We start from the raw sequence: 25,644 nt of genomic DNA, 5'->3' as shown, positions 1-25,644 counted from the left end.
TTATTTCTCGCTATCGACAAGGCCGCGGACAAAGAGCTTTTGCATCGACACCACCACGATGACCGGCGGGATCATTGCCAGAATTGAGGTCGCCATGATTGTGGGCCAATGCGCAAAATCATCACCCGACGGGAACATCTGCTTGATGCCCATCACGATGGTGTTCATTTCAGGATCTGTAGTGATCAGCAGCGGCCACAGGTATTGGTTCCAGCCGTAGATGAACAAGATCACAAACAACGCCGCGATATTGGTCCGGCTCATGGGCACAACGATGTCGATGAAGAACCGCATCGGTCGCGCGCCATCCACGCGGGCAGCTTCGGCCAGTTCATCAGGGATCGTCAGGAAGAACTGACGAAACAGGAAGGTCGCCGTTGCCGAAGCGATCAGGGGAAAGATCAGACCGTAATAACTGTTGAGCATGCCAAACCCGGCCACAACCTCGAAGGTTGGAACGATCCGCACCTCGACCGGCAGCATCAGGGTCAGGAAGATCAGCCAGAAAAACGTCGTACGGCCTGGAAACTTGAAGTAGACAATCGCAAAAGCGGACAGCAGCGAGATGATGATTTTGCCCACCGCGATGCCAATTGCCATCACCAGGCTGTTGAACAACATCGTCGCAACGGGCACGTTTACACCCGAGAACAGCGCCGCTTTGTAGTTCACCCAGAACTGATCACCCGGCACTACGGGCATAGGTGGCGAGACGATGTCCGCCTGGGTCACGGTCGAGGCCACAAAGGCCAGCCAGATCGGAAAAAAGATGATCAGAACGCCTAGGACCATGAACGCATGGGTGAACCAGATGCCTACGCCCCGTTTTTCGACCATTCCGTGTTGTTGGGCTGCCATCAGTAATGCACCCTCTTTTCCACGTATTTGAACTGAATGACGGTCAGCAGGCCGACAACAATCAGCAAGATGACAGATTGTGCCGATGATGACCCAAGATCCTGCCCAACAAATCCATCTGAGAAGACCTTGTAGACCAAGATTGTCGTAGCCTGTTGTGGGCCGCCCCCGGTGATCGTGTGGATCACCCCGAAGGTCTCAAAGAAGGCATAGACAACATTCACCACCAGCAGGAAGAATGCAGTCGGAGACAGGAGCGGCAGCACAATCGTGAAGAACCGGCGCCAGAAATGCGCGCCGTCAATCGCCGCCGCTTCGATGACCGAGCGGGGAACGGATTGCAGCGCTGCAAAGAAGAACAGGAAGTTATAACTGATGCGGCCCCAGGCCGAGGCGACGACAACCAACCCCATAGCTTCGGTGTCGTTCAGGACATGGTTCCAGTCATAGCCAAGTTGACTGAGATACCACGCCACCACGCCAACGCGTGTATTGAACATGAACAGCCACAGCACACCAGCCACGGCGGGGGCCACGGCATAAGGCCAGATCAGCAATGTGCGATAGACACCCGAACCTTTGATGAGCCTGTCCGCGATAACTGCCAGAAATAACGCCGGTATCATCGAGCAGAGCGTCACAAGCGTCGAAAACACGGCGGTTGTGACGAAAGATGCGCGATAATACTTGTCGCTCAGAAGAAACTCAAAGTTGCCGAGCCCCACAAACTGCGACGACAAACCGAACGGGTCGGGAATGAACAGGGACTGCCACACCGCCTGACCGGCGGGATAAAAGAAGAAGACGGCGGAAATGATGACCTGAGGGGCGATCAGCGCCAATGGCAATAGCCAGCCGCGAAAGGTGACGCGTTTTTCCATCCTGAATTTCCACCGAAGAAAGATAATGCGGGCCCGAGAAGGGCCCGCATGAATTTATGACTTATTGATTGGCGGATTCGAAGCGGCGCAGCAGCGCGTCACCACGTTCCTTCGCGCTATCCATCGCTTCCTGAGCAGTTTTCTCACCGGCCCAGACGGCCTCAAGCTCTTCGTCGATGATACCGCGGATCTGGTCGAATGATCCCAGACGCAGACCTTTGGAATTCGCAGTCGGCTCTTTCGCGGTCATTTGGCTCACAGCGATGTCGGTGCCGGGGTTTTCGTCATAAAAACCTGCTGCACGTGTCGCATCACCCGCTTCGGCCGTGATTGGAAGGTAGCCGGTGTTCTGGTGCCAGGCCGACTGCACGTCAGACGATGACAGGAAGCTCAGGAACTCTCCGACGCCCTTGTACTCCTCAGGGTCATGACCTTCCATTACCCAAAGGGATGCGCCACCGATAATGGTGTTCTGCGGCTCACTCGTGACAGCTTCCCAATAAGGCAGCGGGCGGACGTCGAAATCGAATTCGGCCTCTGCCTTGATGCCCGCGTAACCGGCTGAGCTTTCAGTGAACAATGCGCATTCGCCTGACCGGAAGTTCGCCCCGCCTTCGTTTCTGCGACCGGTGTAGATGAACTTGCCATCCTTGGCCCAGTCACCCATCGCGGTCAGGTGTGCCACCTGCGCCGGACCGTTCAGCATCAGCTCGGTATCCAGACCGGCAAAACCGTTGTCCTGAGACGCGAACGGAACGTCGTGATAGGCCGACATGTTTTCAAGATGGATCCAGCTTTGCCATGCGGTGACCAGCGGGCAGTCTTCGCCCCCGGCCTTGAGCTGTTCAAGTACGTCTCCAACCTTTTCCCAGGTGGACAGATCCGTATCTGGATCAACGCCGGCGGCTTGCATGGCGTCGCGGTTGACCCACAAAACCGGCGTGGATGAGTTGAAGGGCAGCGAAAGCATGTCTCCGTCAGTGGTCGTATAGTACCCTTTGACGGCACCGATATACGCATCGGGATCAAAAGACGCGCCACTTTCAGCCATCACTTCGTAGACCGGCCGGATCGCACCTTCGGCTGACATCATCGTTGCCGTGCCGACCTCGAATACCATCAGGATTTGCGGCTGCTCACCGGCGCGGAAGGCAGCGATGCCCGCGTTCAGGGTTTCCGAGTAGTTGCCTTTGTGGCTTTCAACCACGACATACTCGTCCTGACTGGCGTTGAATTCTTCCACTTGCGCTTTGACAAGCTCACCAAGGCGGCCGGTAAAGGCGTGCCAGAACTGAACCTCGGTTTGTGCCATTGCCGCCACTGGGGACAATGCAGTTGTAACGGCAAGAGCGCCGAGAAAATTCTTTTTCATGATTCCTCCCATGCATCAGGTTCGATGCTTCGTTGAATACCGACCGCAACGGGTAAACGGCACACATGACGATTTCACGACGTTAACGTTACAGAAATATAATTCAAGCCCAATTTACTGGATAAAAAAATAACATAGTGTTATGAGGCGAAGGCGGCAGATTGGGATCGGTAATGAGTCAAATTCTTAGGGTCCGGCAGTTAGAAGCCCTTATGGCTGTAACCACCAACGGCTCTGTTACGGCGGCAGCGACCGACCTGGGGGTGAGCCAGCCAGCCGTCAGCAGGTTGCTTTCGGATCTTGAAAAGTCACTTGGGTTTCAGCTTTTTGATCGACGCGAAGGCCGGTTGGTGCCGACGCAGGAGGTTCGGTATCTTTTGCCCAGTGTCGAGCGTGTTCTGGAACTGATGAGGCAAATATCTGACGTTAGCCAGGACATCACACAGCGCAAAGCAGGGCACATCCGTGTTGCATGCCTGCCCGGGTTCGCCACCAGCCATTTGCCCGATGTTGTCGCCAGATTCTTGAAGGATCGGCCCGGCGTCACCCTGACGATCGAACCTGACAGACCCGAGCGCATTCTTGAATGGATGATTGGCGAGCAGTATGATTTCGGGATCACCGACAGCTTTAACGGTCACCCCGCCGTCGAAAGCTGGGATATCGAGGTCCGAACCGTCTGTGTGTTCCCCACCGGAAATGAATTGGAAAACCTCTCTGAGGTCACACCGACGGACCTTGTAAACAGCAAAATTATCCACACTCGACGCGACAGCGACTTTTTCGGACGGCTGTCAAAAGCATTTCAAAGTGCCAATGTGGAATTGAATTCCCATATTGAAGTCAGGCAGTTCACGGCGGCATGTGAATTGGCCGTTAAAGGCGTTGGTGTCTCCGTCGTGAGCGAACTTGACGCCGTCCAATACGCAGCGCACGGATTAAGCTATCGACCGTTCAAGCCATTTCTGCCGCATACTCTTTCTCTTGTTCGACCAATTTTGAAGCAACCTTCACTGGTGACTCTGGAATTCATCGAACAGTTCCGAGACAGCCTTGAGCCTTTCAAGGCAGAATAGGGCGGTCGAAATTAAATGTTGCAACCGGTTGCAAAAATATTGATTGTGTCACCTGAGAATTGATTCGGGGGACCGTATGTTGAAGATCGGATTGCTGGGGGCTGGACGTATTGGTCGCGTGCATGCGGAAGCGATTTCGGCACACCCCAAAACCGAATTGACAGCTATTTCAGACGCGGTGAATGATGCCGCTGTCGGATTGGCTGCTGAGTACGGGGCCAGGGTGCAAAGCTCTGACGAGATTATCGGTGATTCCACCATTGATGCGGTTCTGATCGCAACGCCTACCGATACGCATTCCGATCTGATCGAAGCGGCAACGCAGGCCGGCAAAGCGGTCCTGTGCGAAAAACCCGTCGATCTGAACCTTGAGCGAGCAAAAATTTGCCAAAAAGCCGCGGGCGCGACTGGTCAACCGGTCATGCTTGGCTTCAACCGTCGCTTCGACCCAAATTTCCAGACGCTGAAAGCCGCCTATGATGCGGGCGAGGTCGGTAAAGCTGAACTATTGTCCATTACGTCGTTTGATCCGGCGCCGCCTCCGGTAAGTTATGTCAAGGTATCAGGCGGGTTGTTCCGGGACATGATGATCCATGATTTTGACATGGCCAACTACCTGACGGGACAAATTCCTGTCACCATTTCAGCCGTGGGAACCTCGGTCGTCGATCCGGAAATAGGGCAGGCCGGTGACGTGGATACGGCTGTGGTAACAATGACTTATCCGGATGGCAGTCTGGCCGTGATCAAGAACTCGCGGCGGGCAGCATACGGGTATGATCAACGGGTCGAACTACTAGGCTCAAAAGGTCTTTTGCAGGCGCATAATGTCCTTGAGAACTCAGTTGTTAAATCAACAGCCGACGGCGTGACCGGAGCGAAGCCAACATACTTCTTTCTTGAACGCTACATGGCCGCTTATCGCGCCGAATGGGATGCGTTTACGCGCGCCATTCAGTCCGGCTCGGACGTGCCGGTAACACTTGAGGATGGTGTCGCGGCGTTGGCGATGGCCGAAGCCGCAACGCGCTCGGCGATGTCCGGAAGGCCCGTTGCGATGGAGGAAGTTTTTTGAAACCGGTTGCAAAATGATCGGATATCCGGAAACTGAAGGAAGCCCGATCACCGATCGGAGCAGACGAGATTCGGTTTAGCCGAATGGCCGGGCGGATCCGGCACCAAGATTGAATTTTCTATTGGGAGGAATGGAAATGAAAAAAATCGTAAAAGGTGTGCTGATGGCCAGCGCAGTCGCATTTGCCGGCGCCACAGGCGTTGCGGCAGAAGGCGAGAAATATATTCTGGTCAGCCATGCTCCGGACAGTGACAGCTGGTGGAACACCATCAAGAACGGTATTGCCCTGGCGGGCGATCAGATGGGTGTTGAGGTTGAATATCGCAACCCGCCCACCGGTGACCTTGCCGACATGGCGCGGATTATCGATCAAGCCGCCGCTTCGGGACCCAATGGTATCATCACCACGCTTGCCGACCCGGACATTCTGGAAGGTCCGATCAAAGCCGCCGTGGATTCCGGTATCGACGTCATCATCATGAACACCGGCACGCCGGAAAAGGCGCGCGAAGTTGGTGCGCTGATGTATGTCGGACAGCCGGAATATGACGCTGGATTGGCTGCTGGCCAGCGCGCCAAAGGCGATGGCATCAGCTCGTTCCTGTGCGTGAACCACTATATCGTGCAGCCATCCAGCCAAGAACGCTGCCAGGGCTTTGCAGACGGTCTGGGCATTGAACTGGGTGAGCAGATGATCGACGCGGGTCAAGACCCGGCCGAGATCAAGAACCGAGTTCTGGCCTACTTGTCGGCAAACCCCGAAACGGAAGCCGTTTTGACACTTGGCCCGACTTCGGCTGACCCGACCATTCTGGCACTGGAAGAAAATGGCATGGCCGGTGACATCTACTTCGGCACCTTCGATCTGGGTGGCGAAATCGTCAAAGGCATCAAAAGCGGCGTGATCCAGTGGGGCATCGACCAACAGCCTTTCCTGCAGGCCTACCTGCCAGTTGTCGTGATGACGAACTACCACCGTTACGGCGTTCTGCCGGGCAACAACATCAACTCTGGCCCCGGTTTCGTGACCGCTGACGGGTTGGAAAAGATCGAAGAGTTCGCGGGCGAATACCGCTGACCTTCAAAACGGTGCGGACGCATGACGTGTGTCCGCACCACCTGATGCAAGCATTCAGACGAACGCGCCAAGGAGGCAACAATGGCTGAGTCAGCGCAATCCGCAGTCGGCGGCGACGAGCGGGTAAAAGAGATCTCACCCCTGCGCCAGGCCCTGATACGCCCCGAATTGGGCGGAATGGTCGGCACAGTCGCGGTGTTCACGTTTTTCCTGCTGTTCGCTTTTGACAGCGGCATGTTCACCAGCCAGGGCGTGATGAACTGGTCCGTGGTTTCCGCGCAGTTCATGATCATCGCTGTTGGTGCCTGTTTGCTTATGATCGCGGGTGAGTTTGATCTTTCCGTCGGCTCAATGATCGGGTTCGCAGGCATGATGATCGCGATTTTCTCGGTTACTCTTAGCTGGCCGGTCTGGATTGCTATTATGGTGACCTTTGTACTTTGCGTCTCGATTGGGGCGTTGAACGGCTTTATCGTCGTGCGCACCGGGTTGCCAAGTTTTATCGTAACGCTGGCCTTCCTGTTCATCCTGCGTGGCTTTACCATTTTCCTGCCGCAAACCATCGAGCGGAAGACCATCATTGGCGGCATCCGGGATGTGGCCGAAGGTGACTGGCTGGCATCGATGTTTGGCGGCAAGATTGGGCAGGGCTTTTTCGTCTGGCTGGGCGATAATGGCATTATAGAAACTTTCGAACGCGGTACGCGCGAGGGTCAGCCGGTGGTTGATGGGATCCCGATGCTGATCATTTGGGCCATCGTGATTATCATCTTCGGCCATGTGCTTCTGACCAAAACAAAATTTGGCAACTGGATCTTCGCCTCTGGCGGTGACGCTGAGGCTGCGCGAAACTCGGGTGTTCCGGTGAACAGAGTCAAAGTTCTGATGTTCATGTTCACCGCCTTCTGCGCGACGGTTTTTGCGACCTGTCAGGTGATGGAATTCGGTTCCGCCGGTGCGGATCGCGGGTTGCTGAAGGAATTCGAGGCGATCATCGCCGTGGTGATCGGCGGTGCGTTGTTGACTGGCGGATACGGCTCGGTTCTGGGTGCGGCCCTTGGGGCTTTGATCTTTGGCGTGGTGCAGCAGGGGCTGTTCTTTGCCGGGGTCGAAAGCTCTCTGTTCCGGGTGTTCCTGGGTGTGATCCTGCTGGGTGCCGTGATCCTGAACACCTACATTCGTCGCATCATCACAGGAGAACGCTGAGATGACTGAAGATAGCAAATTCCATCACGGCGATGCACAGGACAAAAAGCCGATCATCCAGATGATCGACATCCAAAAGCACTTCGGTTCCGTAATTGCTTTGGCTGGGGTCAGCTTTGATCTGAAGCCAGGGGAGTGTCACTGCCTGCTGGGCGACAATGGTGCGGGTAAATCGACCTTCATCAAGACAATGTCCGGGGTCCACAAGCCGACAGCAGGTGAGATCATCTTCGAAGACAAACCTATGCACTTCGAGGACCCGCGCGATGCTATCGAAGCCGGTATCGCGACGGTGCACCAGCATCTGGCAATGATCCCGCTGATGAGTGTCAGTCGGAACTTCTTCATGGGAAATGAGCCGACCCGCAAGGTCGCAGGGATCAATTTCTTCGACAAGAAACTTGCCGACGAAATCACCATGGAAGAAATGCGTAAGATGGGCATAAACCTGCGTGGCCCCGATCAGGCTGTGGGAACGTTGTCAGGCGGAGAGCGTCAGACAGTTGCGATTGCACGTGCCGTGCACTTTGGCGCTAAGATCCTGATCCTGGACGAGCCGACGTCGGCCCTTGGAGTACGCCAAACCTCGAACGTTCTGGCAACCATCGACAAAGTGCGCAGTCAGGGTGTGGGTGTGGTGTTTATCAGCCACAATGTCCGTCACGCGCTGGCCGTCGGCGATAGGTTTACCGTGTTGAACCGGGGTCAAACTCTGGGCACGGCCAAACGCGGCGAAATCTCGCCCGAAGAACTGCAGGACTTGATGGCAGGTGGTCAGGAACTGGCCCAGCTGGAAGGGTCTTTGGGTGGAACGGTCTGACGCGGTCCCGCGCAGACCCAGCTTTCGAAAAACTGGTATTCAACGGACTGGCCGGGTGGCCTTGAGTTGAAAGGGATCAATATGGGCAAAACTATCAGACTGACCGCAGCGCAAGCTCTGGTTCGCTATCTGGGCGCGCAGATGAATGAGGCCGGAGAGCCTTTTATCGCAGGTGTCTGGGCTATTTTCGGTCACGGCAACGTAGCTGGCCTGGGCGAGGCGCTGCATGCTGTAAAAGACAGCCTGCCGACCTATCGCGGCCATAACGAACAGACGATGGCGCATTGTGCTATCGCGTATGCGAAGCAGATGCGGCGCACGCGCGCGATGGCCGTGACCTCGTCCATTGGGCCGGGCGCGACCAATATGGTGACAGCCGCCGCGCTGGCGCATGTGAACCGCTTGCCGGTTCTGATCATTCCCGGCGACGTATTTGCAACGCGTGGCCCCGACCCGGTGTTGCAGCAAATCGAGAGTTTTGGCGACGGAACAGTCAGCGTCAACGATTGCTTTAAACCCGTAAGCAGGTATTTCGACCGGATCAGCCGGCCGGAACATCTGCTGACCGCATTGCCGCGGGCGTTCCGCACCATGACGGATCCTGCCGATTGTGGCCCGGCGACTCTGGCCTTTTGTCAGGATGTGCAGGCTGAAGCCTATGACTATCCCGAAAGCTTTTTTGAGCCGCGCGTCTGGTATCAGCGCCGCATTCGCCCGGATGAGGGAGAGTTGGCTCGTGCAGTGGCGGCCATTAAGGCGGCAAAGCGCCCGGTCATCGTGGCGGGTGGCGGTGTTCACTACTCTGGCGCTACAGATGCGCTGCAGAGTTTCGTGGAAACGCACAATATCCCGATCACCGAGACACAAGCAGGTAAGTCTGCGCTTGCATGGGATCACCCGTTGAACCTCGGGCCTGTAGGGGTGACTGGCTGCGAACCGGCCAATTCTGTTTGCGCTGAAGCGGATCTGGTGCTGGCCGTTGGCTCTCGCATGCAGGATTTCACTACCGGATCGTGGGGCCTGTTCTCAAACCCTCAGCGCGAGATGATCTGCCTGAATACTGCGGCTTATGACGCGGAAAAGCACGGTGCGATGCCATTGCAATCCGATGCGCGCGTTGGGCTAGAGGAGCTGGGAGCGGCCTTGCAGGGATACCGCGCCGATCCGGTTGCGGATACAATTAAAGCGGATTGGTTTGGCAAGGTCGACAAGTTGACCGATGCCCCCGGCGACGGGAATGCATTGCCGACAGATATGCAGGTTGTTGGTGCGGTCCAGCGTGCCTCGAACAATGACACTGTCGTCATGTGCGCGGCGGGCACCATGCCCGGAGAGCTACACAAACTATGGAAAGCGCCACGTCCCGGTGCCTATCACATGGAATATGGTTTTAGCTGCATGGGGTATGAGATTGCCGGTGCGATGGGCATCAAGATGGCGCAACCGGATCGCGATGTGATCTGTTTTACCGGCGACGGCACCTATATGATGGCGAATTCAGAAATGGCGACGGCGGCGATGATGGGCGTTTCGTTTACCGTCGTCATTACCGACAATCGCGGCTTTGGCTGCATCAACCGTCTGCAAATGGGCACAGGTGGTGCCGAGTTTAACAACCTGCTGGATCATGCCGTGCATGAGACCCCCTCTGCTATCGATTTCGCGGCCCATGCGGCGGCGATGGGGGCGACTTCGATCAAGGTCACTTCGATTGCAGAACTGGAAGACGCACTCGCCAAACGTGGCGAAGTCAAAGGGCCTTACGTGGTGGTCATCGACACCGATCCGTATCCGTCGACCGAGTTCGGCGGCACATGGTGGGAAGTGGCGGTGCCTGAGGTCAGCATCCGTCCTGAAGTTAACGAAAAACGCGCGGCTTATGAGCTGGCGATTAAGGAAAGAAACACGAAATGAGCGTGAAAATCGGGATTTCTCCGATCGCCTGGCAAAATGACGATTTGCCGGACCTGACGGCGGCGTACACGATGGAACAGGCCCTGAAAGAGGCGCGCGAGATCGGGTACACCGGTGTCGAGCGTGGCCAGCGGATGCCCAGCGATACTGAAGGGTTGCGTGCCTATCTGGAAGGCAGCGACATCGCGCTCTGTGGTGGGTGGTGCTCGGGTGCCTCGCTGGTCAATGATTTCGCTGCAGAACGTGAGGCCGTGCGGGAACAGGTTGAGCAGTTTGTCGCCTTGAACAGCCCGTGCATCGTCTATGCGGAATGCTCGAATACCGTGCAGGGTCAAGCGGGTACGCCGGTGAACAACCGACCCAGGCTGACCAAAGACGAAGTGTTGGCCTATGCCGCCAAGATCACCGAGCTGGCCAAATGGATGGCCGACCAGGGTATGCCGATGGCCTATCATCATCACATGGGCACGGTCATCGAGACAGAGGATGACGTGAACTGGTTGATGGAAGGGTCTGGACCCGAAGTAAAGTTGTGCTTTGACACTGGTCACCTGCTATTCGGTGGTGGCGATGTGATGGCAACGCTGAACCGTTGGGGTGATCGCGTGCATCATGTGCATTTCAAAGACATCCGCCCGGCCATTGTGCAGGACGTAAAAGAAAATGACCGCAGTTTCCTGGACGCGGTCGTTGCCGGAGCTTTCACCGTGCCGGGCGATGGTTGTATCGATTTTCAGGCCGTGGCGAATGCGCTCAAATCCTTGGGTTACAACGGATGGATCGTTGTCGAGGCCGAACAGGACCCGGCCAAGGCACCGCCATATGAATACTCCAAGAAAGGTTACGAGCACATTCTCGACGTCTGTGGACAGGCGGGTTTGGAGGTCCAGGCGTAACGACTCTCCCTACGGGGTTAACACCTAAGCCATGAAAAAGGAGAAGATCATGGTAGATCAACAGTTAGGTTTTATCGGCTATTTCGACCGGGAATCCTGTGATCTGGATGAATTCAAGGTGTTGACCTCGCAGAACCTTACAGCCGATGTCGTCCCGTACGCCACGACGATCGAAAAGAACGTTCCAGTCTATGACATGGACGAGCTGCGCCCTGCGCTGGAAAACGTAGGTAAGCGTAAGGCTCTGCTGGCTGAGTGGGGCCATGTGTTGGACAAATCGTCGGGCGTGATCGTTCTGAAACGTGCGTTCGCCGATACGTCCGTGATTGACCGCGCAACCGATGTCTTTCGCCAGATCATAGTTGACGAAAGCCAAAGCGGCGCGGGAGAGGGTGACCACTTTGCGGCGTCCGGGGCCAATGATCGGATCTGGAACGCCCTGCAAAAGCAATGCCTGCGCGACCCCGAGGGCTTTGCCCTCTATTTCGGGAACACGGCTGTTGCTGCAGCCTGCGAGGCGTGGTTGGGGCCAAACTATCAGGTCACGGCACAGATCAATCAAGTGCGTCCAGGCGGTAACGCGCAGCAGGCGCACAGGGATTACCACCTTGGATTTCAGAGCGCAGAAAGTGCTGCGCGCTATCCCGCACATGCACATCTGGTCACGGCATCACTGACGTTGCAGGGGGCGGTCGCCCATTGCGATATGCCGGTCGAAAGCGGGCCAACCAAGCTGCTGCCGTTCTCGCAGCTTTATCCGCCGGGCTACCTGGCGTTTCATGACGAGGGTCACCGCGCGCATTTCGAAGACTGCTATATCCAGCTGGCGCTGGACAAGGGGGATGCTGTGTTCTTCAATCCGGCACTGTTCCATGCGGCAGGTGAAAATCGCAGTGCGGATATCGACCGGATGGCGAACTTGTTGCAAATCTCATCCGCCTTTGGCCGCGCAATGGAAGTTGTTGACCGACGGTCTATGTCCGAGGTGGTGTTTCCGTCGCTTGTTGCGTTGAAACAGCGCGGCGCGTTGGTCGCTTCCGAATTGGACGCGGCCATTGCTGCCACAGCCGAGGGGTATCCCTTCCCAACCAATCTGGATACGGACCCGCCCGTAGGTGGCAACGCCCCGGAAAGTCAGGCCGACATTTTGCGTCGTGCTGTGTCAGAAGGCTGGACCGAACCACAATTGGCCGAGACGTTTTCGGCACTGCAATCAAGGCAAGCCGCCTGAGACAATAAGGACGGGTTAGTCAAACCCGCCCAATACGGAGAAGAAAACATGGCTGACCTACTCAAAAAGCCCTTTGGGCGTCGAGGTAAAGTGCATGACATCACTCCGGCCAGTGCCGGGTGGCGCTATGTGGGGTTTGGGCTTTACCACCTTCGGGCAGGCGATACAGTGGCCGAGGCAACGGGTGATCGCGAGGTCATTCTGGTCATGGTCGAGGGCAAGGCCCGCATCGCCGGAGCTGAGCGGGACTGGGGTGTTCTGGGCGATCGGATGAACGTTTTTGAGAAGACGCCGCCGCACTGTCTTTATCTGCCGAACGGCACAGAATGGACGGCCACAGCCGAAACGGATTGCGTGATTGCGGTGTGTACAGCCCCGGGCAAGAGTGGCCACTCTGCGCGACGCATCGGCCCCGAAGGCATTACTCTGACCGAGCGCGGCAAGGGCGTAAATACGCGCTATATCAACAACATTGCGATGGAGAATGAGGACTTTGCCGATAGTCTTCTGGTGACCGAAGTGTTTACGCCAAACGGGCATTGGTCGTCGTATCCCAGCCATCGACACGATGAAGATGATTTTCCGCGGATCACCTATCTGGAAGAGACCTACTACCACCGCTTGAACCCGGCGAATGGGTTCGGGATTCAGCGCGTCTATACCGATGACGGGCAATTAGACGAGACTATGGCTGTTTCCGATGGCGATGTTGTCTGCGTGCCCCGCGGTCATCATCCCTGCGGCGCACCTTATGGGTTCGAGATGTATTATCTGAACGTTATGGCCGGACCGCTGCGCAAATGGCGCTTTGTTCCGGCCCCCGAAGTTGAATGGATCATGGAGCGCGACGCGTAACGCCGACGCCTACCTTTGCACAGGGGCACCAAAGGCGCGAATGACCATGCGAGCTGCCGCCTCAACCGGGTCGTGGGTCTCTTTCAGGATCGTCACGCGGTCAAATCTATCAGGGTCTCGGTTGACTGCCTCGCGCAGCGCGTTACCAAATGCCATGCGCAGTTCGGTACCGATATTGAACTTGCAGATCGACGTTTCCCGCGCCAACCGGCTGCGTTGTTCCACAGGCACGCCAGAGCCGCCATGAATGACCAACGGAACACTTGTCGCAGCGTCGATTTCGGCGATGCGGACCTCATCCAAACCGCCTTCTTTGTTCTGTTGCAGATGAACGTTTCCGACTGAGATGGCCATTGCGTCCACGCCGCTTTCACGAGCGAACTGCGCGGCCTCGTTTGGATCTGTCCCGTTCGATCCTTCGCCGCCGGAATAGCCGACAAAGCCGATCTCACCTTCGCAGGAAATACCTGCCGCATGGGCCATTTCGGCAATGGCAGCAGTTTCGTCGATGTTTTGCTGCAGCGGCTTGCGTGACCCGTCGAACATGAGCGATGTGAACCCGCTGTCCAATGCGATCTTGCAGTCCTCGAATGTATAACCGTGATCCAGATGGGCCGCGACCGGAACCGAGGCATTTTCCGCCAGGAAGCGAAACATCTTGCCCAGAACAGGCAGGGGTGTGTGCTCGCGGCAGCTTGGACCAGCCTGAAGGATCACCGGCGCATTTTCCGCCTCGGCTGCGGCTACATAGGCACGCATATCCTCCCATCCCAGCGTAACAAGCCCGCCAACAGCGTAGCCGTTTTCGTATGCGGGGGTGAGGACGTCTTTGAGCGTAGCGAGGGTCATTTGAATTTGGCAATCATGTCTTTGATGCCCGGAATGGCCTCGACCTGATAGGCATGGGTTGGTTGAAAGTACTGAACCAGCGAACGCTGAGTCAGACCGCCCAGGATGGTGAAATAGTACATCTCGTATCCCGGCAGAACACAGCAGGGGTGGTACCCCTTGTCGATGCAGATCGTTGAGCCGTCGACGATGTGGTACGCATCGCCCGGTTCGTTGTCCTCACGCTGCAACATCTGAAGGCCCGATCCCCAGTTGGGTTTGAAACGGAAATTGTAGGTCTCATCGTGCCGCGTCTCGTCGGGCAGACGGTTCGTGTCATGCTTGTGGCTGGGGAAGCCGGACCAGCCGCCCTGACCCACGGTGAACAGTTCACTGACCAGCAGGCGACCCACTTTGTCGTGTTGTTTCTGGCCGAGGATATGTTTGATTTTGCGATGAGTTTTAGTGTCGTCGCTGCCGTATTGCACAAGGTCGTGTTCACGCACATCGAACGGATCCAGTACCTTGTCGTACTTGGCGCCCGCTATGAAGATTTCGGTTTCATCCGACACGCAGACCAGTTGGACCTTAGCGCCGACCGGCACATAAACGCCTTCCGGATCCCCATCCCAGACGTCTTCGCCCCGCTTGCCCAGCTTGGCGAACTGCTCGCCTTCTACATCGACATCGACACTGCCCGTGGCAGGTACGATACACGTCTCGTAACCGGGCACCTGATACTCGAACGCTTCGCCTTTTTTCAGTTTGACGATGTTGAAGTAATTCAGCGGAACCGTTGGATCATCGGCGTCGACGATCGGTTTGTTCTGATTGTCATAGGGAGCGATGTGCATGAGAGGTTCCTATGTCGTTGGGCCGGGATGGGCGGCAAGAAATGCGTCCAGTTCCGGAGTTGTTGGCATGGCCGGAGCGCAGCCGGGCTTGGACACGACGATTGAGGCGCAGGCTGAGCCGCGCATAGCCGCATCCTTAAGCTCGCTTCCAGCGGCGATCGAGGCCAGCAGGCCGGCCATGAAACTGTCGCCAGCACCGTTGGGTTTGACTGCTGTGACGGGATAGATGCCGGTTTCGATTTCCTGATCATCGAGCAACGTGACTGCGCCCTTTTCGCCCATCTTGTAGATCACGATCCGGCCCGGTTTCGCCGCCAACTCCTTGGCTTTGGCGAAGCCTTTGTCGATGCCGCCTGCCATGAACCCAAATTCTTCGTCATTGCCGACGATTAGATCGCTTGCTTCGCCCGCGCGCGACAGGACTTCGGCGGCAACCTCCGGTGATGGCCAACTGTAGGGACGGTAGTCTATGTCAAAAATTACCGGCAAACCCGCATTGCGGGCGTTTTCGAACGCGCGAAACGTGGCGCTGCGCGAGGGTTCAGCGGCAAACACCGTTCCGGCAGATATCACGGCTGAAAATTTGCCGTAGTCGACCTTGTCCATGTCATCCTCGGTCACCTGAAAGTCGACTGCGCCGTTGCGGTAGATGACATTTTGAAATTCTTCGATCCGGCTTTCGTAAACGGCCAGAGACATGCGGTATTCACCGCCGACGACGTGGATATAGGACGTGTCTACACCGTAATGAGCAAGCTTATTCAGGCAGAAGCGGCCAACCGCATCATCTGAGACCGAAGTGATCAAGGATGCCTGGCTGCCCAGTTTGACCAGCCCGGCGCAGATATTTGCTGATGACCCGCCCAGATCGGCGTGAAACGTGTCGGCGTCTTCGCTTTTAACACCAACGGGATCGGCATACAGGTCCATGCCCGCGCGTCCAAAGACCGCGAACCGGTTTCCTTTGATACCGTCTATCAAAGCGCTCACGTCATGTCCTCCGGCAAAAATGGGCTGGCGAGGATCGTTGGTCCTTGCGTTGAATCGATTCACACGATACTGATTTTGCAACCGGTTGCAAATACATTGTTCGGAGCCGTTGCAGATGCCTGAAATCGGAATTGGAATAATCGGCGGTGGCTATATGGGCAAAGCTCATTCAGTCGCGATGTCAGCCGTAGGCGCAGTGTTCAACACAGCCTTGCGGCCACGACTTGAGATGATCTGCGCATCCACACCCGAAAGCGCCGAGCGATACCGCGCGGCTTACGGTTTTCGTCGCGCGACCTCCGATTGGTCGATGCTGGTCAATGACCCGGCAGTGGATGCTGTCGTGATTGCTTCGCCACAAACAACGCATAGACAGATTGCAGAGGCCGCGTTAGCCTTGGGCAAGCCTGTGTTGTGCGAAAAACCCCTCGGATCTTCTTTGGATGATGGACGCGCGATGATTGCCGCGGCCGAGGCCGCGGGCGTCACCAATATGGTCGGGTTCAACTATGTCAGAACGCCCGCAACACAGTTTGCTCGTCAATTGATCGCCAACGGTGAATTGGGGGACATAACCTGGTTTCGCGGCGAGCATACTGAGGACTTCTATGCCGACCCTGACGCCCCGGCCACATGGCGGACGTCCGGAATGGCCAACGGCACGATCGGAGATCTTGCCCCACATATGATCAACGGTGCTTTGGCCCTGATCGGTCCGATTGTCGAGGTTATGGCCGAAGTGGAAACGGTTCATAGTGAACGCCCAGGCGGCACCGTTACCAATGATGACCACGCCCAGATAATGTGCCGGTTTGCCGGTGGTGCGATGGGTAATATCTATGTCAGCCGCATCGCGACGGGGCGAAAGATGGGCTATGCCTATGAAATTACAGGCACCAAAGGCGCAATCCGGTTCGATCAGGAAGATCAGAACGCCCTGTGGCTTTATCGACGCGAAGGACCAGAGGAAGAAAGGGGCTTCACCAAGATCCTGACGGGTCCGGCGCACCCCGACTACGAGCCTTTCTGTCAGGGCCCGGGTCATGGAACAGGTTATCAGGACCAGATCATCATCGAGGCCAAAGATTTTCTTGAGGCCATTCACACGGGCAAATCAATCTGGCCCACATTCCGAGATGGGCATGAGGTCAACTGCGTCCTTGCTGCTGCGCTAATGTCGTCAGAGCAGCGGCAATGGCAGGACGTCAGCACCGTCTGAACACAAAAACTAAGAGATCATCTAAGAGAGACGAGAACCATGGCAAAGCTGAAATGGGGCATGATTGGTGGTGGTGAAGGCAGTCAGATCGGACCCGCACACCGGTTAGGAGCGTTGGCGGATGGGATGTTTGAATTCGCTGCGGGTGCTTTGGATCACCGACCCGATGTTGGGCGAGAATATGCGCAACGACTTGGAGTGGCGTCGGATCGCGCCTATGGCGACTGGCAGGAAATGCTGGCCGGGGAAAAGGACCGCCCCGACCGGGTTGATCTGGTGACCATCGCCACTCCGAACTCCACCCATTTTGAGATTGCCAAAACGTTCCTTGAAGCCGGGTTCAATGTGCTTTGCGAAAAGCCAATGACAATGACCGTGGAAGAGGGCGAAGAGATCGTTCGCGTTGCAGAGGCCTCGGACAAGATTTGTGCGGTGAATTATTGCTACTCTGCTTATCCGATGGTGCGCCAGGCGCGTGCGATGGTTCGCGCCGGGGATATTGGCAAGGTTCGCCTGGTTGTGACGAATTTCAGCCATGGCCACCATGGTGACGCGACTGACGCCGATAACCCGCGGGTGCGGTGGCGCTATGATCCGGCGATGGCGGGTGTGTCTGGCCAGTTCGCAGATTGCGGTATCCATGCGCTTCACATGGCCAGCTTCATCAGTGACGATGAAGTTAAGTCCCTGTCTGCCGATATGGCATCGACCATTTCAAGCCGCGAACTTGAGGACGACGCCATGGTCAACTTCCGGACCGAAGGCGGTGCTGTCGGGCGTTTGTGGACCTCTTCGGTGGCAATTGGGCGTCAGCACGGGTTTGACATTCAGGTCTTTGGCGAAACCGGAGGTCTTCGCTGGACGTCCGAGCAGCCCAATCAGTTGATCTATACGCCTGTAGGTAGCCGCACGCAGATCATCGAAAAAGGCGAAGGCGGTCTTCACGATGATGCGCAACGATTGTCCCGTGTGGCGATCGCCCATCCCGAAGGGTTCCCGCTGGCCGTCGCCAACATCTATTGCGATCTTGCCGATGCTATTCGCGGAGAGGCGCGTGATGGTCTGCCGACACCTGCCGACGGAGTGCGGTCGATTGCAGCCGTGCATGCCGCAGTGGCTTCGGCGAAAAATGACGGGGCATGGACGGACGCGCGCCCGCCAATGTTTCGCTGATCAGGGTCGGGGTCGCAGTGTGCCCCGCTCGATCACACGGCAGGGGAAAATACGGGCCTCGGGGTAACGCTCGGGGTCTTTCAGCATCTCTTCGACCAGATCGACGGAGGCGGTAATGATTTGCTTGATAGGCTGATGGATCGTCGTCAGGTCCACGCTTTCCCAGCGCGACATCTCCATGTCGTTCAGGCCGATGATGCCAATATCTTTGCCCGGTTTCAGCCCGTGATCGGACAATGCGGACAGGGCACCTATGGACAGAATGTCGTCGCCGCAAAAGTACCCTTCTGCAGGGCCTTCCGCCAGTTGCTGAAGCATTTCTTCTCGCCCGGCTTCAAATGAATAGGCGCCTGCGAAGCAATGCGTCACTTCGAGTCCCGGGTGCTTTTCAACTTCTTCCATGAAGCCGCGATACCGATCCATCGCCGATGTCGCATCTTTCGGGCCGCCCAGATAGCCGATTCGACGATACCCCCGCGACGACAGCTCGCGCGCGGCCATGCGCCCACATTCAACATTGTCGATGCCTACAACATGCACCTCTGGCGACGTCGCTGATCGACCGAAAGTGTGCACAACCGGAACGCCTGCATCGTGGAACGCCTTGGCAAAGCTGGGGGGCAAGGTAGATGAGGCGACGATGGCAGCATCCACAGAATACTGCCGCAGCATCCGGACCGAGTTTGTCGGCTCGGTTTCATCGGTCAGGTTCACGATCAGCGGACGCAGGCCGCGTTCCTGCAGGGCGCGGGTGAACTGGTCAAAGACCTCAAGAAAAATGGGGTTGTGGAAGTTGTTGGAAATCAACCCGATCAACTTGGTGCGTCCGGTTGTCAGCGAAGAAGCCAAGGCATTCGGGCTGTACCCTAGTTCGGCTGCAGCCTTTTCCACCTTGCTACGTGTCTTTGGTGAGACGGATGCGCCTTCGGTAAAGGTCCGCGACACGGCAGAGCGGGATACACCGGCCAGCGCGGCCACTTCTTTGAGGGTCACACTCATGGCTGGCACCGATAGGTTCGGGGGTGGCTTTCAGTTAAATTCATGGGAAAATACTACGCCGCATTGCGTCAGGTTTGCAATCGGTTGCAACGCTGCGCTGAAAAGACGTTGGGTTCCTTGCAAAGGGGCATGCCAGGGCTTTGGCACTCGGACTTGGTTGCAATCTGTGGGTCCAGGCGCTGTGTCGAAGGTGGTATCAGAAGGCGCACCGTACTTAACAACCCCGACACTATGTGGCCAGCAACTTGAGAATACCCCTTTTCCGACCTCATTGAAGCAGTGACCATTCAAGACGGTTATCTCCGCACACTTCAGCCCGAGCGCGCATTGCCCCGCTTTTGGTGGGCATAGTGACGATTGTGCCTTCTTTGACGGGCGACAAGGGTGTTGTCGTCCATTGCAGTCTTTGTTCCGGGGTAACATGCTTAAGAGGGCGCTGCAGGCTGGGTTCTTCGTAAAAAACGGGGCGGTGAGGTGCATAAACGTTCAGGGACGTCATCTTGTAGGCTGTGAACAAATCAAACGGCTTACTCCGTTTTATGGCCGCCCGCATGGAATACCGCCACGCATCCAGACCTGCTGGTGACACATAGAGAATAGCTATTGCACCGGCCATAGAATGCAGCCTCAGCCAATTACTGTTCTCAGTCGAAGCGAGTGCAAGGTTGTAATGCGCGCGGTGGCCGAAACGTTGAACATAGCGACGTGTCCAGGGAAAGCAGCCGAAGGGCGAAACCCCCAAATAAACAACGTCCGCATCTTTTGGAATTTCAGGAATGGTCAGGTCTTCGGTCGACGCGGAGACATCATCCTCCAGAACCAATGCCGGGAGCGTTTTGAGTGACTCAAGCGCTGCAAGGTGGGCACGGGCGCAGTTTAAGGCATGGCTTTGTCCGGTGCTGCCTTCTGAAAATGAAAACCTGATGCCGTGCTTGTTCATCAAGTTGGTCATATGAAGTCGTCTGCTATTGTTATCGGGTGAATTGATGACCCGGCAGTCTGCGACGATTGCGCTCAACTTTTTCATTTTGGTGTCCGTCAGCTGCGCCACGCAATTCGCGCAGCCCATGAATGATCGTGGATCGGGGGTTTCAAGATGCTTGAGCATCGGCTCTGTTGCAATCGTTGCTTTGGCCTATGTATGGCATGGGACATGGGCCTGAACCCGCCTGGCAACGATTGTCAGGCAAGAAACAAAGTTGGGCTGTTCTTGCATAGCTCGGACGCCTGCCAAAACAGAACATCTTCAAAATCCTGAAGCGCCTGAGATTTCTCCTGCGTTGCGGGGTACAACAAACCAAAGGTCATCCAACGCTCTGGCGCGATCGGAACCAGGGCCAGACGTTCTTTTGTTTCCTGTGCTGCGACCAACTCGTCAGCAATGGTTATACCGGCGCCTTCCGCGACAAGCGAACAGGCAAGCTGGGACGCCGCGACTTCGCAGGTATGTCTGGGATTGACGCCCGCAGACCGGAAGATGTCATCAAGCTGTTCGCGCAATAGAAGCCCGTTCATCAGCCGAATGACCGGCTCGCGGGCAAGATCTGTCGCCGTAACCGACTTGCGATCAGACAATGCATGCGCAACCGGCAAAACGGCCTGCGCCCGCACCCGCAGCAGGGGTTTTGTCCTGACGCCCGGATGCTCAACCGGCAATGCTCCGATGCCGATGTCATATTCACGTCCGGCAAGCCATTTGCTGGCCTCACGTCGTGCCCGGATGTCCAGGGTTACGTTTGTATCAGGGTGGGCTTGCAAAAACATCGCAAGTGCAGGCGCCGAAATTGCCCGTGCGATACGCGGCATCGTGACCACGCGCAGTGTTTCCGTACGTCCGGCTTTAATCTCTGCAGCGATGCGGGGCACTTCATCAAGGTTGTCCAGGATACGCCCGGCTTCGCGGTAGAATGCCAACCCTTCGCGTGTCGGAGTCAAGTTGCGGCCACTGCGGTCAAACAGGGTCAGGCCCAATTCTGCCTCAAGCCCGGAAATCAGTCGGCTGATTGCAGGTTGACTCAGGTGCAGGATTTCAGAGGCAGCAACCAGCGTTCCTTCGGAAAGGGTGGCACGAAAGGCGCGAAGGGCTTTGATGTTCATCAGGCAGACTCTTTACTATTTTGCAAGATAAGATAACATCTTTGCATTTTTATTAACACTGAATTTAAGCTAATTTTGATCGCATCTTAGGGAGGATGCTATGAAGCGTAGAACAATTCTCACTGCTGTTCTGGCGGCAGTAACCGTGGTTGCAACAGCAACAGCAAGTTTCGCAGCCGACTGGCCGAAGCGCCCGATCAACCTGGTTGTTCCTTACAAAGCCGGCGGCGGTACAGACGCTTATGCCCGCGCTATTTCGGCAGCAGCCGAAGGCATTCTGGACGTTCCAGTAGTCGTCGTGAACAAACCCGGCTCGGGCGGTCTGAATGGTGCGAACTCGGTCGTGGGTGCACGCCCTGACGGCTATACTTTGATGATGACTTCGGGCGGTTCGTTCCTGTTGTCGACCATGACACGTGACACCGATATCGATGCGCTGGACAGCTTTGAGTTTGTTGCTCAGGTCGGTCAGCTGCAAACGTCGCTGATGGTGCCGCTGAACAGCCCGTTCGAGTCCGTTCAGGACGTGATCGACGCGGCCAAAGCCAACCCCGGTCAATTGCGTTGGGCCCATTCGGGTCGCGGAGGCTTCCACCACGTTGGCGGCATGGGCTTCCTGGCCAGCAATGACATCGAAGCGCAGGATGTACCGTTCAAAGGTGGCGGACCGACCCGCGCGGCACTGATCGGTGAACAGGCTGACTTTGGTTTCCTGGGTGTTCAGCAGCTGGCAGGGTTTGAAGAGCAGCTTCGCGCTCTGGCGGTCAACAGCCAAGAACGTGATGGCATCATGAAAGACGTGCCTGCATTTGGTGAGCTGGGCATCCCGTTTGCCGCTGTATCTTCGCCAGTCATCGTTTTCGCCCCGAAGGGCACCCCGGCCGAGGTCGTTGCCGCGATGGAAACTGCGCTGGAGCAGATCGCCGCGAAACCCGAATTTGCCGAACTGCTGGCCTCGCGCGGAACAGGCCCGGTCTATCAGAATGGTGCGGACGCCAAAGCAACGCTGTCCGCCATGAAAGAGGACGCCGCTCCCCTGGTCGAAAGTCTGACCAACTAAAGTCCTCGGGGCCGGGTGGATATTCTTCCCCCGGCCTTTTTGTATCTAACGCAATCAGGGAGGAACGATATGCGCGCCTATGCAGAAGGCCTTGTGCTTGCCCTTATTTCCATCGTTGCCATTTGGGGCGCCTGGCAAGTGCCAGCAGCTTCGCCGGGGGATACCTGGGCTGGCATCGTACCATTCTCAGCATCCATCGCGCTGCTGTTTCTTTCCGGCCTGTTACTGTTAGGTGCCGTCCGTCAACCGGCTGGCGATACCGGTCAGGAACAGGATAACGGCGCAACCCTCCAGATCATTGGTCTGTTCATCATCGCCCTGATCTATCAGCAGTCATTCCGCTGGTTTGGCTATCTTTTGCCAACAGCGATCGCTGCGCCGGTCGTTTTGTACTTCTTCGGAGTTCGAAGCTGGATCGGTCTGGCGGTTTCCGTCGTTCTGTGCCCGTTGATCTTCCACCTCATCTTTTTTGTGCTGCTTGGTGTGTACCCGCCTTATGGCGAGGTCTTTGACCTGCTCAGCTGGATACAGGGGTAAATCGTCATGGAAATTTTTCCCGCACTTCTTTCGGTCATTACCGACCCCAGTTTGCTGTTTGCCATCGTGTTGGCCGCAGCTGTGGGCATGGTCGTTGGGGCCACGCCCGGTCTGACCGCATCGGCAGCGATTGCCATGCTGCTGCCTATCACCTTTTACATGTCGCCACTATTCGCGCTCGCCTTTCTGTATGTGATCGGTAAATCCGGTCGCTATGGCGGCTCGATCGCGGCAATTCTGTTCAACACGCCGGGCACCGCTGCCAGTGCCGCGACACAGATTGACGGTTATCCCCTTGCTCGCGCTGGTCAGGCTGGCAAGGCGATGAAGGTCGCGACCATATCATCAGTCATCGGTGATCTCATGGGGGATATCCTGCTGGTCGTCGGCGTCGGTTTTATTGCGGCTATCGCCCTAAAGCTTGGACCGCCCGAAACCTTTGCAATCTACTTTGCAGCCTTCGTGGTCATCGGTTCGGTCATCGGCAGTTCAATCGTCAAAGGGTTGGCATCTGCCCTGATGGGTATTTTGATCGCTATGGTCGGATTGGACCCAATCTCAAGCGAAGAGCGCTATACCTTTGGCTCGTTTGACTTGTCCAACGGGATTGGCCTTGTACCCCTGATGATCGGTGTATTCGTTTTGGGCGAAGTTTTTGCCCAATTGGAAACGCGCCGCAAAGCAACCGGTGAAACCAAAGAAAATGAAAGCACGGAAGACGGCAACAACCTGACATGGGAAGAGTATAAACCTTGCTTGCCCCATGCGTTCCGCGGTGGCTTCATCGGTGCAGGCATCGGTGTGCTGCCAGGTCTGGGTTCAGCTATTGCGGCGTTCATTTCGTACGGTGAAGGCAAACGCCGCGCCAAAAACCCCGAGAAGTGGGGCAAGGGCGCGCTGGAAGGTGTCGCAGCACCCGAAGCCGCAAACAACGCGGTGTCCGGTCCGTCGATGGCCCCGCTGCTGACGCTGGGCATCCCGGGTTCGACAATTGGTGCGATCCTTTTGGGTGTTTTCCTGATCCACGGCATCCAGGTCGGACCAACCCTGTTCCTGACTGACAAAGAGCTGGTCTATAAACTGTTCGCCTGCGGGATGCTGGGTATCGTGGCCTATGGTCTGATCGGTTATTTCGGTGCCACTCAGGTTGCACGAATTATCCTGAAGATCCCGACCAATGTCCTGTACCCGCTGATCTTCCTGACCGCGTTTGTCGCAGCCTATTCGGCGCGGGGGTCAATGTTTGATGTCACGGTCATGACCTGTGCGGGCTTTGCCGGCTGGCTAATGCGGAAATACGACTTCAACGTAGCGGCATTTGTCATTTCGTTCGTGCTGGCCAAAGGTGCTGAAGAGACATTCCGTCAGTCGTTGCTGATGTCGGAGGGTGGCGCCCTGATCTTCGTTGAACGTCCAATCGCTTTGGCCTTTCTGGTCATCGGCGCAGGGGCAATTGCCTTCCGCATCCGCGGGATCATGAAAGAACGCAAGATCGCGAAGGGAGCGTTGGAAGATGCTTGAGCACTCCCTCTATCGCGACTGCTTTTCCAGCGCCGATATGCGGTCCGTCTGGTCGGAACACGCCACGATCTCGGCCTGGTTGAAGGTTGAACAGACACTGGCCCATCACCAGGCGTTGGAAAACCTAATCCCGCAAGAGGCTGCAGATGCGTTGGATGCGGTGTCAGTCTGCAATCTGGATACCGAGCGGTTGCACGAAGACATGATGCTTGTCGGGCGCCCGATCGTTGGTCTTGTCGAACAATTGCGAAGGCAGGTCGGCGACCATGCGGAAAAGGTCCACTATAGGGCGACAACGCAGGACATTATGGACACCGCTCTGGCCCTGCAAATGAAGATCGGTCTGGAGCACATCCAGACCGGACTGCAAAGACTGACCACCGCTATTGAGCAACACATCGATCAGCTTGGTGATACTATCATGATCGGTCGCACGAATGGACAGCATGCCTTGCCTATTCGGGCTGAAACCAAACTGACCGTCTGGAAAGTTGAACTGCAGCGGCGTTCACAAGCGTTGGAAGAAGCGGGCGTTCGCGGTTTGAATGCCCAGATTGGTGGCCCCGTTGGCGATCTGCGCGGTTACGAAAACGGGACCGGACATCGCATCAAGGAAGGCGTTGCGGCCACTTTGGGTCTGAATGTAGTTGAACCCCATTGGCAAAACGCCCGTGACGGGCTTGCCGATGTTGTAACTGCGCTGGGAGGGCTGTGTGCGACGCTGTGCAAGATCTCGCATAACGTCAATCTGTTGTCTTCATCGGATATTTCCGAATGTTCCGAGGTGCATGAAGCCGGTAAAGGCGCGTCTTCGGCTATGGCGCACAAACAGAACCAGCGCGCGTCAGAATTCGGAGAGGCCGTCGCCCGGCTTGGACGACAGCGGGCTGAACAGATCGGCGAATTCACCACCCATCAACACGAACGTTCGGGTGGTATGTGGATCGGCGAATGGATCGTCATCCCAGAGACGTTCTTGCTGACTTCGGGCGCTTTGTCATGGGTCGAAACGATCTTTGCGAACCTGGTTGTGGACTCTGAATCCATGGCCCGCAAGGTTTCCGACTTTGAGTATAGCACGGCTGGGAAAACGCACTGAAGCGA

Annotated in this window: 24 protein-coding genes; 15 read left to right on the top strand and 9 right to left on the bottom strand. The window is 56.4% G+C overall.

The window, feature by feature from the left end; genetic code table 11:
• The 3 genes from ugpE to ugpB all read right to left on the bottom strand — a co-directional run bounded on the left by ugpE (position 1) and on the right by ugpB (position 3,111).
• A complete protein-coding gene (ugpE, locus tag AC2FJF_RS10045) occupies positions 1 to 837 on the bottom strand; it encodes a sn-glycerol-3-phosphate ABC transporter permease UgpE (protein WP_282119525.1) in 837 nt (278 codons plus the stop codon).
• A 20-nt stretch (positions 838 to 857) separates the two neighbouring features.
• On the bottom strand, positions 858 to 1,739 hold the full coding sequence (ugpA, locus tag AC2FJF_RS10040; RefSeq protein ID WP_058274560.1) for a sn-glycerol-3-phosphate ABC transporter permease UgpA: 882 nt from the start codon (positions 1,737 to 1,739) through the stop codon (positions 858 to 860).
• Between the two features lie 61 nt (positions 1,740 to 1,800).
• Positions 1,801 to 3,111: a sn-glycerol-3-phosphate ABC transporter substrate-binding protein UgpB gene (gene ugpB, locus AC2FJF_RS10035; protein WP_496725131.1), complete on the bottom strand. Its 1,311-nt coding sequence runs from the start codon at positions 3,109 to 3,111 to the stop codon at positions 1,801 to 1,803.
• 173 nt (positions 3,112 to 3,284) lie between these two features.
• Between ugpB and AC2FJF_RS10030 the strand changes: the two genes are divergently transcribed.
• From AC2FJF_RS10030 to iolB, 9 genes are all read left to right on the top strand, one after another.
• A complete protein-coding gene (locus AC2FJF_RS10030; RefSeq protein WP_058277233.1) occupies positions 3,285 to 4,187 on the top strand; it encodes a LysR substrate-binding domain-containing protein in 903 nt (300 codons plus the stop codon).
• A gap of 76 nt (positions 4,188 to 4,263) precedes the next feature.
• The gene (gene iolG / locus AC2FJF_RS10025) at positions 4,264 to 5,262 is read left to right on the top strand and encodes an inositol 2-dehydrogenase (RefSeq protein WP_496725129.1); all 999 of its coding nucleotides are present in this window, start codon (positions 4,264 to 4,266) and stop codon (positions 5,260 to 5,262) included.
• 136 nt (positions 5,263 to 5,398) lie between these two features.
• Positions 5,399 to 6,340 (top strand): sugar ABC transporter substrate-binding protein, encoded by a 942-nt coding sequence (locus tag AC2FJF_RS10020; protein WP_496725127.1) that lies wholly within the window; start codon positions 5,399 to 5,401, stop codon positions 6,338 to 6,340.
• An 81-nt stretch (positions 6,341 to 6,421) separates the two neighbouring features.
• Positions 6,422 to 7,546 carry an ABC transporter permease gene (locus tag AC2FJF_RS10015; RefSeq protein ID WP_496725125.1) on the top strand — a complete coding sequence of 375 codons (1,125 nt, stop codon included), beginning with the start codon at positions 6,422 to 6,424 and terminating at the stop codon, positions 7,544 to 7,546.
• A 1-nt stretch (position 7,547) separates the two neighbouring features.
• Positions 7,548 to 8,366, top strand: a complete 819-nt coding sequence (locus AC2FJF_RS10010) for an ATP-binding cassette domain-containing protein (protein WP_496725123.1) — start codon at positions 7,548 to 7,550, stop codon at positions 8,364 to 8,366.
• Positions 8,367 to 8,447: 81 nt separating this feature from the next.
• Complete coding sequence (gene iolD / locus AC2FJF_RS10005; protein WP_496725121.1) at positions 8,448 to 10,280, top strand: 3D-(3,5/4)-trihydroxycyclohexane-1,2-dione acylhydrolase (decyclizing); 1,833 nt, start codon at positions 8,448 to 8,450, stop codon at positions 10,278 to 10,280.
• Entirely contained in the window at positions 10,277 to 11,176 is a 900-nt protein-coding gene (iolE, locus tag AC2FJF_RS10000; RefSeq protein ID WP_496725119.1) for a myo-inosose-2 dehydratase, read from the top strand. Before iolD ends, iolE begins: the two co-directional genes overlap by 4 nt.
• A 49-nt stretch (positions 11,177 to 11,225) precedes the next feature.
• Complete coding sequence (locus AC2FJF_RS09995) at positions 11,226 to 12,407, top strand: phytanoyl-CoA dioxygenase family protein (RefSeq protein ID WP_496725117.1); 1,182 nt, start codon at positions 11,226 to 11,228, stop codon at positions 12,405 to 12,407.
• 48 nt (positions 12,408 to 12,455) lie between these two features.
• Positions 12,456 to 13,262: a 5-deoxy-glucuronate isomerase gene (iolB, locus tag AC2FJF_RS09990; protein WP_496725115.1), complete on the top strand. Its 807-nt coding sequence runs from the start codon at positions 12,456 to 12,458 to the stop codon at positions 13,260 to 13,262.
• Between the two features lie 9 nt (positions 13,263 to 13,271).
• On the opposite strand, the gene AC2FJF_RS09985 is transcribed toward iolB, so the two are convergent.
• From AC2FJF_RS09985 to iolC, 3 genes are read right to left on the bottom strand one after another with little or no spacing between them, the layout of a single operon-like run.
• A complete protein-coding gene (locus AC2FJF_RS09985; RefSeq protein ID WP_496725113.1) occupies positions 13,272 to 14,111 on the bottom strand; it encodes a class II fructose-bisphosphate aldolase in 840 nt (279 codons plus the stop codon).
• Positions 14,108 to 14,944, bottom strand: coding sequence for a 5-deoxy-glucuronate isomerase (locus tag AC2FJF_RS09980; protein WP_496725111.1), 837 nt, complete (start codon positions 14,942 to 14,944; stop codon positions 14,108 to 14,110). Before AC2FJF_RS09980 ends, AC2FJF_RS09985 begins: the two co-directional genes overlap by 4 nt.
• A gap of 9 nt (positions 14,945 to 14,953) precedes the next feature.
• Positions 14,954 to 15,934: a 5-dehydro-2-deoxygluconokinase gene (gene iolC / locus AC2FJF_RS09975; RefSeq protein ID WP_496725109.1), complete on the bottom strand. Its 981-nt coding sequence runs from the start codon at positions 15,932 to 15,934 to the stop codon at positions 14,954 to 14,956.
• A gap of 115 nt (positions 15,935 to 16,049) precedes the next feature.
• Here iolC and AC2FJF_RS09970 point away from each other — a divergent pair, with 115 nt between their 5' ends.
• Both AC2FJF_RS09970 and AC2FJF_RS09965 read left to right on the top strand, forming a co-directional pair.
• Positions 16,050 to 17,153 carry a Gfo/Idh/MocA family protein gene (locus AC2FJF_RS09970; RefSeq protein WP_496725107.1) on the top strand — a complete coding sequence of 368 codons (1,104 nt, stop codon included), beginning with the start codon at positions 16,050 to 16,052 and terminating at the stop codon, positions 17,151 to 17,153.
• A gap of 39 nt (positions 17,154 to 17,192) precedes the next feature.
• Positions 17,193 to 18,326: a Gfo/Idh/MocA family protein gene (locus AC2FJF_RS09965; protein ID WP_496725105.1), complete on the top strand. Its 1,134-nt coding sequence runs from the start codon at positions 17,193 to 17,195 to the stop codon at positions 18,324 to 18,326.
• Here AC2FJF_RS09965 and AC2FJF_RS09960 read toward each other — a convergent pair whose 3' ends face one another.
• From AC2FJF_RS09960 to AC2FJF_RS09950, 3 genes are all read right to left on the bottom strand, one after another.
• Entirely contained in the window at positions 18,327 to 19,325 is a 999-nt protein-coding gene (locus tag AC2FJF_RS09960; protein WP_496725103.1) for a LacI family DNA-binding transcriptional regulator, read from the bottom strand.
• A 268-nt stretch (positions 19,326 to 19,593) separates the two neighbouring features.
• A complete protein-coding gene (locus AC2FJF_RS09955; protein WP_496725101.1) occupies positions 19,594 to 20,433 on the bottom strand; it encodes a hypothetical protein in 840 nt (279 codons plus the stop codon).
• A gap of 74 nt (positions 20,434 to 20,507) precedes the next feature.
• Complete coding sequence (locus tag AC2FJF_RS09950; RefSeq protein ID WP_496725099.1) at positions 20,508 to 21,422, bottom strand: LysR family transcriptional regulator; 915 nt, start codon at positions 21,420 to 21,422, stop codon at positions 20,508 to 20,510.
• A 100-nt stretch (positions 21,423 to 21,522) separates the two neighbouring features.
• Between AC2FJF_RS09950 and AC2FJF_RS09945 the strand changes: the two genes are divergently transcribed.
• From AC2FJF_RS09945 to AC2FJF_RS09930, 4 genes are all read left to right on the top strand, one after another.
• Positions 21,523 to 22,482: a tripartite tricarboxylate transporter substrate binding protein gene (locus tag AC2FJF_RS09945; RefSeq protein ID WP_496725097.1), complete on the top strand. Its 960-nt coding sequence runs from the start codon at positions 21,523 to 21,525 to the stop codon at positions 22,480 to 22,482.
• 69 nt (positions 22,483 to 22,551) lie between these two features.
• Complete coding sequence (locus AC2FJF_RS09940; RefSeq protein ID WP_109310957.1) at positions 22,552 to 23,019, top strand: tripartite tricarboxylate transporter TctB family protein; 468 nt, start codon at positions 22,552 to 22,554, stop codon at positions 23,017 to 23,019.
• Between the two features lie 6 nt (positions 23,020 to 23,025).
• Positions 23,026 to 24,540, top strand: a complete 1,515-nt coding sequence (locus AC2FJF_RS09935; protein ID WP_496725095.1) for a tripartite tricarboxylate transporter permease — start codon at positions 23,026 to 23,028, stop codon at positions 24,538 to 24,540.
• Positions 24,533 to 25,639 carry a lyase family protein gene (locus AC2FJF_RS09930; protein WP_496725093.1) on the top strand — a complete coding sequence of 369 codons (1,107 nt, stop codon included), beginning with the start codon at positions 24,533 to 24,535 and terminating at the stop codon, positions 25,637 to 25,639. The genes AC2FJF_RS09935 and AC2FJF_RS09930 overlap by 8 nt, the downstream gene beginning before the upstream one ends.
• Positions 25,640 to 25,644: the final 5 nt, after the last annotated feature.

Source organism: Ruegeria sp. CDSB013 (assembly GCF_059611165.1).
This window is presented reverse-complemented; position numbering and strand designations above follow the sequence as displayed.